The sequence below is a fragment of the Pseudoclavibacter sp. 8L genome (assembly GCF_902506465.1).
GTDB lineage: Bacteria > Actinomycetota > Actinomycetes > Actinomycetales > Microbacteriaceae > Pseudoclavibacter.
Window position 1 is genome coordinate 14,418 of sequence record NZ_LR733199.1, and the last position, 13,328, is coordinate 27,745.

Below are 13,328 nucleotides of genomic sequence, written 5' to 3' on the forward strand. Positions count from 1 at the left end.
CCGACCCGCCAACCCGCCAACTCGCTGACTCGCTGACCCGCTGACAGCTACCCCCTGGCCTGAACCCCACCTCTCCAGTTTCAGGATGGGTTTGTCACGTCTCGGGATGGGTTTGTCGCTGTTTTCGGGGAACCTTCCCGCAACAATGTGATTTCTCCATCCCGAGGTTGCTGGCCGCCCGAGGTGGCCGGCCTCTCGAGGTGACCGGCCTCTCGAGGTGGCCGGTCTCCCTGAGTTGCCGGCCTCCCGGGGTGCGGCGCCTCGCGAGTCGACCTGCCGTTACGCCGGCACGGCTTCCGATCTGACGCTTCAGCTTGCCCCGGTCCGCTCTCTTCGGGCAGTGTGCTCGTCTCGGTTTCGGGATGGGTTTGTCACGTCTCGGGATGGGTTTGTCGCTGTTTTCGGGGAACCTTCCCGCAACGAGGTGATTTCTCCATCCCGAGGTTGCTGCTCGCCCGAACCGAACCGAACCGAGCCGAACCGAACCGAGCTGCACGCCTACGCCGCGCCGACCTCCGCCTGCATGGCGGCGCCGGCCTGCGCGAAGAGGCGGCGCATCCACGCGTGCTCTGGGTCACTGTTGTGGGTGGGATGCCACCAGAGGGCGGCCGAGATGGGGGTCGCGTCGAAGGGCGGTTCGAGCACTCGGAACCCCTCGCTCGGAATGAGCACGTCGGTGAGCCGCTTCTGCATGAGGGCGAGCCGGTTGGTGCCTTCGACGAAGTGGGGGAGCACGTGGAATCCCTCGACGACGGCGGCCACGGTCGGCTCGATGCCGAGTTCGCGGATCTGCCTGCTCGCCGAGGTGAACGCCGACCGGGAGAGGTAGTTGAACACCCACGGCAGCTCGGCGATGTTCTCCATCGTGATCTGCTCGCCGACGTGCGGGTTGTCGTCGGTGCAGATGATGCGCCACTCGTCGGTGAAGAGGTCGTTGTAGGGGAGGTCGCTGAGGAAGCCGTGGGGGATCATCATGGCGTCGACCGAGCGGAGCTGCGCGATGGCGTCCTCGACGATGGAGGGGTTGTGCATCCGGAACCGGAAGCGCACGCCCGGGGCGGTCTCGGCGGCGAGCTTGGAGACGGCGGCGCCGATGGTCGCGAAGCCGTAGTCGGAGCCGAGCACCGTGAACTCGCGTGTCGACTGCGTCGGGTTCCATTCGGCCTGGCTGTCGAAGACGCGCCTGGCTGAGTCGAGGGCCGTGGCGGTGAGCTCGCTGAGGCGCACGGCGAGGGGCGTCAACTCGTACGTGTTGCCGGTGCGGGCGAGGATCTTGTCGTTGAAGTGCGTGCGAAGACGACCGAGGGATGCGCTGAGCGCCGGCTGGCTGAGGTGCAGTCGCTCTGCCGCTCTGGTGACGCTGCGTTCCGTGAGGAGGGCGTCGAGTGAGACGAGCAGGTTGAGGTCGAGCCTGGAGAGCGGTGTTTCTGTGGTCACGTCGTTGTGTCTCCGGATCGGGGGGTGTGGCGCCAGCATATCCGTCTCGGTGATGCGCTCGGCGGGTTCCGCGCCGTCAGTTATGCGGAGCATCGCAACTACTTATGTGTGTTTTGCGCACAAGCCTGCCAGACTGAACCCAGCTCCGGTACGGCCGGAGGATCTTCGACAACGCTGTCAAGAAAGGCAAAAAATGTCTCACTCCCGTAACCAGCGGATGCGCCTCAGCGCAGCACTCGCCCTCCCGGTTGCCGGTGTCCTCGCTCTCTCCGGCTGCGCAAGCGGCGGCGGCGGCGACACCGCAGGCGGCGGCGCCACCGAGTTCTCCCTCACCTACGCAACCTCGAACAACCTCGAGAACCCGTACGAGGCGCTCGCGAACGCGTACATGGAAGCCAACCCCGACGTGACGATCACGCTCAACCCGCAGCCGAACGACCGCTACGGCGAGACGCTCCGCACGCAGCTCCAGGCGGGCAACGCCCCGGACGTCATCCAGACGGCCCCCGGATCCGGCCAGGGCCAGGCTGTCCTCAGCCTCGGCGAGGCGGGCTTCCTCGCGCCGCTCGGCGAGACCGCATCCGGTGTCATCCCCGACGGCAGCGAGGCGCTCTACACCTACGAGGACCAGGTGCTCGCGCAGCCCGTCGACTTCACCGTCGCCGGCTTCGTCTACAGCAACTCTTCGGCGGAGGCTGCTGGCGTGACCAGCTACCCCGCGGACACGGCCGAGCTCATCGGCAAGTGCGGCGACCTCACCTCGCAGGGCAAGTCGATGATCGTCATCGCCGGTGCCGCAGGCCCCAACACGGGGATGACCGCCATGTCGATCTCGGCGACCCGCGTCTACGCGGAGACCCCCGACTGGAACGAGCAGCGTGAAGCCGGCGACGTCACCTTCGCCGACTCGCAGGGCTGGAAGGACACGCTCGAGACGATCATCGACCTCAAGGATGCGGGCTGCTTCCAGCCTGGTGCCGAGGGCGCTGGCTTCGACGTCATCACGAACAACATCACGCAGGGCACCTCGCTCGGCGGCTTCCTCCCCGGCTCCTCCGCCAACGAGCTGGCCGAGGCCAACCCGGACCTCGACTTCTCCATCGAGCCCTTCCCGTCCGCTGACGGCGGCAAGCCGTACGTGCTCGCCAGCTCCAACTACTCGCTCTCCATCAACGCGGCAAGCGACAAGCAGGAGGCTGCCCAGGCGTTCCTCGACTGGGTCGCGGGCGACGAGGGCGCGAAGCTCTTCTCCGACGTGTCCGGCGCGCTCCCCGTCTCCGGCATCGAGAACTACGAATTCGAAGGCTCCGCGTACGCGAGCGTCGAGCAGGTCCTCGTCGACGGCTCCTACACGCCGCTGCCGAACAGCCTCTGGCCGAACCAGGCCGTCTACGACGAGCTGCAGAAGGGCGTCCAGGGTCTCTTCACCGGTCAGACCACGGTCGATGGCGTCCTCTCGGCAATGGATGCGGCCTGGGACAGCTGACCTCCAAGGTCAGGCACCCACCGCATCCACACGTAGCAAAGGAGCCAGTTCATGACTGCGACACTGCACAGCGACGGCAAGACCGAGTCAGCTGCTGAAGATCAGTCGCCCACGGGGAAGGGTGGCAAGAACGCCGCCCTTCCCCGCAAGGGGCGTCCACTCCTGCAATTCGGTCACTGGTGGTGGGTGCTGCCCGGGCTCGTGCTCGTAGCGTTCATCCACTACGCCGCGACGGCCGCCGGAGGCTTCTTCGCGTTCACGAACTGGACCGGCATCGGCTCGTTCACGTTCGTCGGCTTCGACAACTTCGCCGACATCTTCGCCGACCCGACCAAGATCGGCGCCGTCGGGAACACCCTGTTCCTCGCGTTCGGCTCCGTCATCCTCACCAACGTCGCGGGCCTCATCCTGGCCCTCGCGCTCAACCGCGGCCTCAAGAGCCGCTACATCCTCCGCACCCTGTTCTTCATGCCGGTGGTGCTGAGCCCCCTCGCGGTCGCCTACATCTGGAAGTTCATCTTCGAGTTCAATGGCCCCCTCAACGCCTTGCTCGGGACGCTCGGCTTCGCCGAATACCAGAAGGCCTGGCTCGCCGACCCGAACTGGTCGATCTGGGCGGTGCTCATCGTCATCGTCTGGCAGAACACGGGCTTCACGATGGTCATCTACATCGCCGGCCTCGCCAGCGTGCCCGTCGAGATCGAAGAAGCAGCCGCGATCGACGGAGCGAGCCTCTTCCAGCGCTTCTGGTACATCACGCTGCCCTCCATCCGCTCGGCGGTCGCCATCGCGACGACGCTCGGCCTCGTGAACGGCCTGCGCATCTTCGACCAGGTCATGGCGCTCACGGGTGGAGGGCCGGCAGGTGCCACGGAGACGCTCGCGACCGAGGTCTACAAGCAGACCTTCTCGCTCGGCAACTTCGGCTACGGCGCGGCGCTCGCGCTCATCCTCACCGTCATCATCCTCATCTTCGCCGTCCTCCAGCAGAAGCTCACGGCCGAACGCCCCGAGAAGGGACGCTGACATGTTCAGGTACACCAAGTTCACGCTGATCAGGGAAGTCGCGGTCTGGCTCGTCGCCATCGTGTTCCTGCTGCCGTTCTACTTCCTCGTCATCACTGCGTTCAAGAGCGACCAGGAGGTCTTCTCGACCTCTGCCACCGAGCTCCCCGCAACGTGGACGGTCGAGAACTTCGCCAACGTCATGACGGCGACGGGGCAATCGAACGTGCTCATCGGCCTGCTCAACAGCATCATCATCACGGGCGGCACGATCCTCTGCATGGTGATCCTCGGGGCGCTCGCGGGCTACGTCATCACGCGCAGCACCCGCCGCTGGACGCAGGTGTCGTACTACATCTTCCTCATCGCGATCATCCTGCCAACGCAGCTCGGCACCGTTCCCCTTTACATGGGGGCCCGCGCGCTCGGCCTGACCGGTTCGCTGTGGGGCATGATCGTTCTCTACACGGGGATGCTCCTCCCGCTCGCGATCTTCCTGTACGCCAACTTCTTCCGCGGACTCGGCACCGACTACGAGGAGGCTGCGGCCCTCGACGGGGCGAGCCCCACGCAGGTGTTCTTCCAGATCATCCTGCCCCTCATGGCACCGGCTACCGGGACGGTCGCGATCCTCGCGGGCCTCATCGTGTGGAACGACTTCTTCACGTCGCTCATCTTCCTCGGCGGCTCCGACTTCCAGACGCTGCCCGTGGCCATGTACTACTACGTCGGCGCGCTTGTCTCGCAGTGGAACCAGATCTTCTCCATCGTCATCATCTCGATGGTGCCGATCCTCATCTTCTACCTCGTCGCCCAGAAGCAGTTCATGCAGGGCTTCGCAGGCGGACTCAAGCACTAGGAATCGAGACCTCACATGGCAACGCAAGACACCCTGCTCAGCGAGCAGAGCCTCTTCCCCCACCCGGACGGCGCGGCGCTCAGCCTGCAGCTGCCCTGGTACCGCAGCGTGTGGCTCTCCTCGGTCACGGGCCTCGCCCTCGAGATCGACGGCGCCGCGATCGACGCCTCGAAGCTGCGCCTCGAGCACCGTGGCGTGAGCTACCGCCTCGACGAGATCGCCGAGCAGTCGGAGGTGCTGTGGTTCCTGCAGGACCGCCCGCGCCTCGTCGTCGAACTCGACGAGCCGATCGCGGATGGCAGCGAGCACGAGGTCCGTCTCGTCGCCGACCTGCGACTGCCGTACATGCAGATCAAGCCGGGCAGCGAGACCGAGCCGGGCCTCTACGTCCCGAACCACGTCGACGTGACCCGCGCGCTCGTCGCGAGCGCGGCCGTCGAGGCTGCGACCACCCCGTACTTCGAGGCATCAGCAGCGGATGCGCTCGGCGAGTTCGCCGAGCCCCGCGACAGCGACCCGTTCAAGCTCGGCCTCACCCTCTACTCGGCGACCGCCGAGTTCGCGGCCGGCTGGTACGACTTCGACTCCCTCCTGGCGCGCGTCGCCGATCTCGGCGTCGGACCCGGCATCGAGATCGTCGCCTCCCAGATGGTGCCCACGTACCCGCACGTCTCCGACGAGTTCGTCGCGAAGTGGCGCAGCGCGTTCGACAAGTACGGCTTCGACGCCAGCTCCTTCGGCGCGAACCTCGACATGGGCCGCAACCGCTCCCGCGACATGAGCCTCGACGAGGAGTTCGAGTTCACCGAGACGCTGCTGCAGTCGGCGAAGAAGCTCGACTTCCCGCTCGTGCGCATCCAGAGCGCGAAGCCGGAGCTGCTGCGGCGCATCCTGCCCATCGCGGAGCGGCTGAACCTCAAACTCGGCTACGAGATCCACGCACCCCTCGGGCCGAACGCCGAGCCGATCGTCAAGGTGCGCGAGGTCTTCGAGGAGTTCGACTCCCCGCTGCTCGGCTTCGTCGCCGACTTCTCGTCGACCATGCACAGCATGGCGCCGACGCTGCTGCGCTCCGTGAAGAAGCGCGGCCTCGACGACGCGGCCGTCGAGAAGCTGCAGGAGATCTGGCGCACCGATGTACCCATGCGCGAGCGCCAGCAGGCGTTCATCGCGTACCTCCAGGGCCGCGGCATCAACCCGGGCATCCTCGGCTCGCTCGCCCATCTGTCCTTCAACATGCAGGGGCGAGTGGATGTGCGCGAGTGGTCGGACATCATGCCGCAGATCCTGCACGTGCACGCCAAGTTCTACGACATCGACGAGAACGGCGACGAGCCGGCCATCGACTACCGCGCGATCACCGAGGAGTTCGTGCGCGGAGGCTTCTCGGGCTACATGTCGAGCGAGTGGGAGGGCCACGCGTTCGCGGACCTCGGCGAGGTCGACCCGCTGGTGCTCGTGCAGCGCCAGCACGCCCTCATCCGCCGCAGCATGCGCGAGGTGCAGGCGCTCGCCTGACCGGCCAGCCGCGCTCCTCGCTGACCAGACGTGGGGGTTGCGCACGTGAATCCGGTGATTCACGTGCGCAACCCCCACATCTGCGCTCGGAGGGTGCGTGGGTGGCGTTGGTGGCGGCCCGGGGAGGCGGGGGTGTGGGTGGACCGGGTGGAGGCGCGAACCCGGCCGCCGCGCAGACCTTGGGGTTGTGCAGGCGCTGAGGCTCAGGTGGATGCGCGAGCCCCAGGTCTGTGGGCAAGTGGGCGCGCGGGCAGGGGGTTCTGCGCAGACCTGGGGTTTGCGCAGGCGGAGGGGCTCCCGCAGGTGCGCGAGGCCCAGGTCTGTGGGTGCGCGGGCGGGGTTCTGCGGAGACCTGAGGGTTGTGCAGCTGCTGAGGCTCAGGTGGATGCGCGGGGCCCAGGTCTGTGGGCACCGCGTGGGTGCGCGGGCGGGGGTTTTGCGGAGACCTGGGGGTTGTGCAGGCGGAGGGGCGTCTGTAGGTGCGCAAGCCCCAGGTTTGCGGACCGGCTGAGTTGAGGGCGGCTGGCCGGCCGGGCGGCCGGCCGGCCGGGCGGCGGCGGGTTCCGGCTGCTCCGGCGCGGTTCCTGTTGCCGGACTGCCCGCATCCGCAGCACCTAAGGCGCACATCAGCCTTTCTTATGACTGAAACCGACATAAGTGCGTAGAGTGGACGCACAGACACAGAGAGTGAGCAACGATGCTTCTCGAGAGAGACCTCATCCAGTCCGTCGGCTTCCGCAACGTGCGCGAGGGCGACAAGGTCACCGGATTCCAGTTCCAGCTGCGCATGCCGTCGTACCGCGGCATGGCCGCCTCCCTCATCGACGGGGTGGGCGTGCAGATCCCGGGCGTCGTGGACGTCGACCCGACCATCCCTCTGTGGACGCTCCAGGGGAACACGTACACGCTTGAAGAGCTGTGGGTGTCGAAGCATGTGCGCTGGCAGCTCGACGAACCGGCCACCGTCACCGTTCCGCTCGAGGGCGGCCTGCCCGACGGCGTGCACGAGCTCTCGGTCGACCTGCGCCTGCGCATGTCGTACATCCCGCTCGAGCACCAGCCGAGCCGATACCAGGTGACGAAGCACGTCACCCTCACCCCCGAGGCAGCAGGCGCTCAGTTCAAGTACGGCGTCTCCCTCTACAGCTACATGGGCGACTTCGGCACGGTCATGGACCTCGAGACGTCACTCCGCACGATCGCCGACCTCGGCGCGACGGGCGTCGAGATTCTCGGCGAGGGGCACATCCCGAACTACCCGAACCCGAGCGACGAGTGGGTCGATGAATGGTTCGCGCTGCTCGACAAGTACGCGCTCGAGCCCACCAACTACGGTTCCTGGATCGACACGCGGCTGCACTCGAGCGGACCGCAGGCCCGCGACCTCACGGCCGCGGAGGGCGCCGAGATCCTCCAACGCGACCTGCGCCTCGCCAAGCGCCTCGGCTTCAGGTTCGTGCGCCCGAAGATCGGCGTCGTCACGAGCGACCTCGTGCCCCACCACAGTTGGACGGAAGCCGTCGAGCTGAGCCTCCCGCTCGCCGCAGAGCTCGACGTCATCATCTGCCCGGAGATCCACTCGCCGACGCCCATCAAGCACGAGGTCGTCGACGACTACATCGCGCTCATCAAGCGCACCGGCACGAAGCACTTCGGGCTGCTCCTCGACACGGGCATCTTCCAGGACCGGCCGATCCCGCTGCGCCCGGGCGAGCTGCCGGGCAAGCGCCCCGACTTCCTCGACGGCATCGGCGTCGACCCCGCCGATATCGCCAGCATCATCGAGCACGTCGTGTTCATCCAGGCCAAGTTCCACGACATCGACGAGCACCTCGAGGACCAGCAGATCCCGTGGGAGCCCGTGCTCAAAGCGCTCAAGGACGTCGGCTACACGGGCTACCTCTCGAGCGAGTACGAGGGCGAGCGGGAGCCGTGGCGCTCCATCGAGCAGGTCCGCCGCCAGCACTCCCTCATCCGTCAGCTCGCAGACCGCCTCTGAAGCGTCGACCTCCCCACTTTCGATCACCGCAAAGGATCCACACATGTACCAGCTCGCACCGAACATCGAACTCCTCTTCGCCGAGGCAGGCGACTACCACGACCGTGTCCGCGCGGCCGCCGCAGCCGGCTTCGACGCCGTCGAAATGTGGGGCGCAACGGGCAAGGACGCGCCCGCCAAGCCCAAGGACATCCCCGCCCTCAAAGCGGCGCTGGAGGAGACCGGCACGCAGCTCACGGCGCAGCTCGCCGAACCGCGCACGCAGTTCATGATCCCGCCCAAGGACCACTCCTTCTTCTACCAGTGCCTCGATGAGGGCGTCGCCATCGCCCAGGAGCTCGGCTGCCCGCGCCTCGTCGTCGGCAGCGGCACGGGCTTCGGCGGCTCCAAGCGCCAGACGCAGCTCGACGAGCTCATCGCCATCTACGAGAAGGCCATCGCCCAGATCGACGGCTCCGGCATCACCCTCGTGCTCGAGCCGGTCAACATCCGCGTCGACCACCCGGGCGCGCTGCTCGACCGCACCTCGGAGGCCGTCTACGTCGCCCGCGGCGTGAACTCGCCCAAGTTCGGCGTGCTCTACGACATCTACCACTCCGCCGTGGAGGGGGAGGACATGGCGGCCGAGCTCGCCAACGCTGGAGACATCGTCAAGTACGTGCAGCTGGCGGATGCGCCGGGCCGCGGCGAGCCCGGCAGCGGCTCGCTCGACTGGGCCGAGAAGTTCTCCGTGCTGCGCGCATCCGGCTACGACGGCCCCATCGGACTCGAGTACTACCCGACCACGGAGTCGGCTGCATCGGTGGCCTTCGTGAAGGAAGCCGCGGCATCGGCATGAGCCGCTACCCGGAGCGCGTCGACGTCGCCATCGTCGGCAGCGGACCAGCCGGCGCGAGCTACGCGCGCATCCTGAGCGAGACGGCACCCGAGCTGCGCGTCGCGATGTTCGAGGTCGGGCCGACCGTCTCGAACCCGCCAGGCGCGCACGTCAAGAACATCGAGGACCTCGAAGCTCGGAGTTCCGCCCAGCGCCGCTCCGAGGGGACCGGGGAAGCGGCCTCCAAGCTCAACAGCCCCGTCGCCCTCGCGCAGGGGAAGCGACAGTCGCGCCCGGGCACGTACATCCTTCCCGACGGCGACTTCTCGGTCGACGGCGGCGACGGGATGCCCGTCGCTGCCATGTCGAGCAATGTGGGCGGCATGTCCGCCCACTGGACGGGCGCCTGCCCGCGCCCGGGCGAGAGTGAGCGCATCAGCTTCCTCGACGCGACGGGCGAGCTCGACGAACTCCTCGGCGAGGCCGAGCGCCTGCTCGGCGTCACGACCGACGCGTTCGAGGGTGCACCCTTCAGCCAGCTCATCCGCGACCGGCTCTCGCCCGTCGTCGACGAGGGCCGCGAGCCTGCCGCCCGCGTGCAGCGGATGCCGCTCGCCGTGCGGCGCCGTGACGATGGGCGCCTCGTCTGGTCGGGCTCCGACGTCGTCCTCGGTGACGTGACGCGCGAGAACCCCAACTTCGAGCTCCTCGACGAGTCCCTCGTCACCCGGACCGTCCTCGGCGACGACGGCGCGGTCGCGGGAGTCGAGGTGCGCGACCTCAGCGAGGCCGGCGCAGAGCAGCTCAGCGTGGTCGCGGCCCGAGTGGTCGTCGTGGCCGCGGACGCGCTCCGCACCCCGCAGGTCCTGTGGGCCTCCGGGATCCGACCCGACGCGCTCGGCCGCTACCTCAACGACCAGTCGCAGGTCGTCTTCGCCGCCCGGATCACGGGCATCGAAGCGCCGGAGGCGTCGGCAGCCGCCGTGCAGGACAAGGCCGCTGGCGCCATCAGCGAGACCAGTGGCGTCAGCTGGGTGCCGTACACGGACGCGAAGCCGTTCCACGGGCAGATCATGCAGCTCGACGCGTCCCCCGTGCCGGTCGCGGTCGACGACGCCGTCATCCCCGGCTCCATCGTGGGGCTCGGCATGTTCTGCGCGAAGGAGCTGCAACGCGACGACCGCGTGCTCTTCACCGAAGGGCACCTCGACAGCTACGGGATGCCCGCCGTGCGCATCCACTACACCGCCACCGACAAGGACCGGGCGGTGATGGATGCGGCGGAGGCCGAGCTGCGCGTGCTCGGCGACGCCGTCGGCGAACCCCTCGACGAGCGGGTCATCCGCCTTCCCTTCGGCGCGTCCCTGCACTACCAGGGCACGACCCGCATGGGCGAGACCGACGACGGCGAGAGCGTCTGCTCGCCGACGAGCGAGGTCTGGGGAGTGCCGGGGCTCTACGTCGCCGGCAACGGCGTCATCCCGACCTCGACCGCCTGCAACCCCACCCTCACGAGCGTCGCGCTCGCCGTGAAGGGCGCCCGCGACGTCGCGGCGAAGCTCACCACCGCACCAGCGCTCGCGTCGCAGACGACCGAGCACTGACCATGACTGACAACTGGCTAGGAGGCCACCATGATTCCTGATCGGATCATCGAGCAGGACACGCTCAAGACGAACGGCACGCGAACCTCGGTCGAGGTGCGCCTGCCCTGGTACCGCTCGCTCCCCGCATCCTGCATCTCGGAGTTCGGCCTCTCGGTCGACGGCATCGCCGCCCCGCTCGAGTCGCTGCGCTGGACCATGAACGGCCGGACTTACGCACCGGATGAGCTCGCCGGCGACACGAGCGAGTGGTGGTTCCCGACCGACTCCGTCGTCGTCGAAGGCGACATCCCCATCACGGCGGGAGACGGAGACCACACGGTCGACGTCGACCTGAAGCTCTACATCCCGTACATCATCACCGACCACGGGGTGCTCCGCATCGAAGAACACAACTCCAAGACGATGAAGGCGGTCTCCGCATGAGCAGCGAGCTCGGCACCCCCATCCAGGGGGTCACCCTCTACAGCTTCACCCGCGCGTTCCACGGGCGCGAGTACGACCTCGAAGGGCTCATCCGCAAGGTCGCGGCCGAGGGGTTCGGGCCCGGCCTCGAGCTCATCGGGTTCTCGAGCATCCGAGGCTTCCCGAACATCACCGACGAGTTCGCCGGCTGGTTCTTGGACCTCGTCGAGGAGCTCGACCTGGTCCGCACCTCGCTCGCGGTCAACGCCGACATCGGCATCCACCGCGACCGCCTGCTCTCGCAGGACGAGCTCGTCGAGTACATGACGCGGCAGATCGAGGCGGCCGCCAAGCTCGGCTTCCCCGTCGCCCGCGTGCAGATCTCCATCACGCCGGACTCGATGGAGCAGCTCGCGCCGATCGCCGAGAAGCACGGCGTGACGCTGGCCCTCGAGGTGCACGCCGACCAGTACGCCTCGCACCCCCGCATCCTCGCGCTCCGCGACCGCTTCGAGCAGGTCGGCTCCCCGTTCCTCGGCTTCACCGCCGACTGGGGCGCCACCACCAAGGCGTTCGCCCCATCGGCCGTCGAGGCCTACCGCCGCCGCGGCGCCTCGGAGGAGCTGCTCGCCGAGCTCGTCGAGCTGTGGGACGGCTACTACGCCGAGGGCCCGCCGGCCGACCAGGGCGTGCACGGCAAGCGCTTCGGCTCGTTCATCGGCCTCGCCGCCAAGCACGGCCGTCCAGACTTCGGCATCGACTTCGCCATCAACGGCACCGGCCTCTTCGGCCCGGCCCGCGTCGAGGACTGGCTCGAGATCATGCCGTGGGTCAAGCACGTGCACGGCAAGTTCTTCGGCATCGACGAGCACGGCGAGGAGCCCTCGGTTCCCGTGCGCGAGCTCATCGCGCTGCTTGTCGAGCAGGGCTACTCGGGCGCCGTCTCGAGCGAGTACGAGGGCTGGCACTGGAACCACTGGCAGAGCCCGTTCGACATCATCCGCGCCGAACACGCCGTGCAGCGCTCCGCTGCAGCGGATGCGGGATCGCGCATGATCACCGACCCCGCCGAGGCGCGCCGCATCCTCGCCGCCCACCATGCGCTGCCCGTACGCAGCTGACCGCCGGGACCAGAAGGAGAACACCATGACAGATGGAATCGCAGGAACGGGCATCAAGCTCGGCATCACCCTCTACTCGCTGACCTCGGAGTTCGCGGCCGGCCTCTACACGCCGGAGACGCTTGTCGAGGCGGTGCACAAGGAGGGCCTCGGCACTGGCGTCGAGTTCAACATCGCGCAGCTGCTGCGCACCTACCCGGACACCGACAAGGAGTTCGTGAAGTTCTGGCGCGACACCCTCGAGCGCGACGGCCTCGAGCCCAGCGCCGTCGGCACCAACCTCGACATGGGGCGCCGCAAGGACCGCGACATGACGCCGGACGAGGAGTACGAGTTCTTCGCGCGCCAGCTCGCGACGGCCAACGACTTCGGCTTCCGCACCGTCGTCATCCGCTCGGCGGGCAAGGAGCTGCTCGCGCGTCTCCTGCCGCTCGCCGAGAAGTACGACCAGCGCCTCGGCTACGAGATCCACGCCCCCTCCGGCCCGAACGCCCCGCAGATCCACGCGATCCGCGAGATGTACGAGGAGCTCGGCAGCGAGCGCCTCGGCTTCACGGCCGACTTCAGCTCGACGATGCACAGCCTCTCGCCGCGCCTGCTGCGCACGCTCAGCAGCATGGGCATGCCGGAGGAGTACTTCCCCGTCATGGACGAGATCTGGCGCCGCCCGCAGCCGATGCACGTGCGCAACCAGGCCTTCGAGGACTTCCTCACGGAGGAGAAGTTCGACTTCGCCCGCCTCGGCCCGTTCACGCGCCTGGCCTTCAACATGCACGGCCTCGTCGAGCCGGAGGAATGGCTCGACATCATGCCGCAGATGTTCCACGTGCACGCGAAGTTCTACGACATCGACGAGCACGGCGAGGAGCCGGCCATGGACACGGCGCGCATCGTGCGCCAGTTCGTCAAGGGCGGCTACCAGGGCTACCTCTCCAGCGAGTGGGAGGGCCACGCGTTCGCCGACCTCGGCGAGAGCGACCCGGTCGAGCAGGTGCGCCAGCAGCACGCGCTCATGCGCCGTGCCATCGAAGAGACCGCGGCCGAGGCGAACAGCCTCACGGTCGCCTGAGGCTAGGG

The 13,328-nt window shown here is 67.9% G+C and carries 11 protein-coding genes; 10 read left to right on the forward strand and 1 reads right to left on the reverse strand.

Annotation, left to right across the window (positions count from 1 at the left end):
* Window positions 1-498: 498 nt before the first annotated feature.
* Window positions 499-1,437, reverse strand: a complete 939-nt coding sequence (locus GV007_RS17365) for a LysR family transcriptional regulator (protein ID WP_194676868.1) — start codon at window positions 1,435-1,437, stop codon at window positions 499-501.
* Between the two features lie 193 nt (window positions 1,438-1,630).
* On the opposite strand from GV007_RS17365, the gene GV007_RS17370 reads away from it, so the two are divergent.
* The 10 genes from GV007_RS17370 to GV007_RS17415 all read left to right on the forward strand — a co-directional run bounded on the left by GV007_RS17370 (window position 1,631) and on the right by GV007_RS17415 (window position 13,320).
* Window positions 1,631-2,923, forward strand: a complete 1,293-nt coding sequence (locus tag GV007_RS17370; protein WP_160074860.1) for an ABC transporter substrate-binding protein — start codon at window positions 1,631-1,633, stop codon at window positions 2,921-2,923.
* 51 nt (window positions 2,924-2,974) lie between these two features.
* On the forward strand, window positions 2,975-3,949 hold the full coding sequence (locus tag GV007_RS17375) for a carbohydrate ABC transporter permease (protein WP_160074862.1): 975 nt from the start codon (window positions 2,975-2,977) through the stop codon (window positions 3,947-3,949).
* A gap of 1 nt (window position 3,950) precedes the next feature.
* Window positions 3,951-4,787, forward strand: coding sequence for a carbohydrate ABC transporter permease (locus GV007_RS17380; RefSeq protein ID WP_104239792.1), 837 nt, complete (start codon window positions 3,951-3,953; stop codon window positions 4,785-4,787).
* Between the two features lie 15 nt (window positions 4,788-4,802).
* Window positions 4,803-6,305 carry a C-glycoside deglycosidase beta subunit domain-containing protein gene (locus GV007_RS17385; RefSeq protein ID WP_160074864.1) on the forward strand — a complete coding sequence of 501 codons (1,503 nt, stop codon included), beginning with the start codon at window positions 4,803-4,805 and terminating at the stop codon, window positions 6,303-6,305.
* A gap of 697 nt (window positions 6,306-7,002) precedes the next feature.
* Complete coding sequence (locus GV007_RS17390) at window positions 7,003-8,304, forward strand: C-glycoside deglycosidase beta subunit domain-containing protein (RefSeq protein ID WP_160074866.1); 1,302 nt, start codon at window positions 7,003-7,005, stop codon at window positions 8,302-8,304.
* Between the two features lie 43 nt (window positions 8,305-8,347).
* A complete protein-coding gene (locus GV007_RS17395; RefSeq protein ID WP_160074868.1) occupies window positions 8,348-9,142 on the forward strand; it encodes a TIM barrel protein in 795 nt (264 codons plus the stop codon).
* On the forward strand, window positions 9,139-10,725 hold the full coding sequence (locus tag GV007_RS17400) for a GMC oxidoreductase (protein WP_160074870.1): 1,587 nt from the start codon (window positions 9,139-9,141) through the stop codon (window positions 10,723-10,725). The genes GV007_RS17395 and GV007_RS17400 overlap by 4 nt, the downstream gene beginning before the upstream one ends.
* Before the next feature lie 30 nt (window positions 10,726-10,755).
* Window positions 10,756-11,151, forward strand: coding sequence for a C-glycoside deglycosidase beta subunit domain-containing protein (locus GV007_RS17405; protein ID WP_104239787.1), 396 nt, complete (start codon window positions 10,756-10,758; stop codon window positions 11,149-11,151).
* Window positions 11,148-12,251, forward strand: a complete 1,104-nt coding sequence (locus GV007_RS17410) for a sugar phosphate isomerase/epimerase family protein (protein ID WP_160074872.1) — start codon at window positions 11,148-11,150, stop codon at window positions 12,249-12,251. The genes GV007_RS17405 and GV007_RS17410 overlap by 4 nt, the downstream gene beginning before the upstream one ends.
* A 25-nt stretch (window positions 12,252-12,276) precedes the next feature.
* The gene (locus GV007_RS17415) at window positions 12,277-13,320 is read left to right on the forward strand and encodes a sugar phosphate isomerase/epimerase family protein (RefSeq protein WP_104252287.1); all 1,044 of its coding nucleotides are present in this window, start codon (window positions 12,277-12,279) and stop codon (window positions 13,318-13,320) included.
* The last annotated feature ends 8 nt before the right edge of the window (window positions 13,321-13,328 follow it).

Bases quoted from the DNA above. Each gene is read 5' to 3' on its own strand.
- GV007_RS17410 (WP_160074872.1), top strand. From the start codon at position 11,148: ATGAGCAGCGAGCTCGGCACCCCCATCCAGGGGGTCACCCTCTACAGC.
- GV007_RS17370 (WP_160074860.1), top strand. From the start codon at position 1,631: ATGTCTCACTCCCGTAACCAGCGGATGCGCCTCAGCGCAGCACTCGCC.
- GV007_RS17380 (WP_104239792.1), top strand. From the start codon at position 3,951: ATGTTCAGGTACACCAAGTTCACGCTGATCAGGGAAGTCGCGGTCTGG.
- GV007_RS17405 (WP_104239787.1), top strand. From the start codon at position 10,756: ATGATTCCTGATCGGATCATCGAGCAGGACACGCTCAAGACGAACGGC.
- GV007_RS17390 (WP_160074866.1), top strand. From the start codon at position 7,003: ATGCTTCTCGAGAGAGACCTCATCCAGTCCGTCGGCTTCCGCAACGTG.
- GV007_RS17375 (WP_160074862.1), top strand. From the start codon at position 2,975: ATGACTGCGACACTGCACAGCGACGGCAAGACCGAGTCAGCTGCTGAA.
- GV007_RS17385 (WP_160074864.1), top strand. From the start codon at position 4,803: ATGGCAACGCAAGACACCCTGCTCAGCGAGCAGAGCCTCTTCCCCCAC.
- GV007_RS17415 (WP_104252287.1), top strand. From the start codon at position 12,277: ATGACAGATGGAATCGCAGGAACGGGCATCAAGCTCGGCATCACCCTC.
- GV007_RS17395 (WP_160074868.1), top strand. From the start codon at position 8,348: ATGTACCAGCTCGCACCGAACATCGAACTCCTCTTCGCCGAGGCAGGC.
- GV007_RS17400 (WP_160074870.1), top strand. From the start codon at position 9,139: ATGAGCCGCTACCCGGAGCGCGTCGACGTCGCCATCGTCGGCAGCGGA.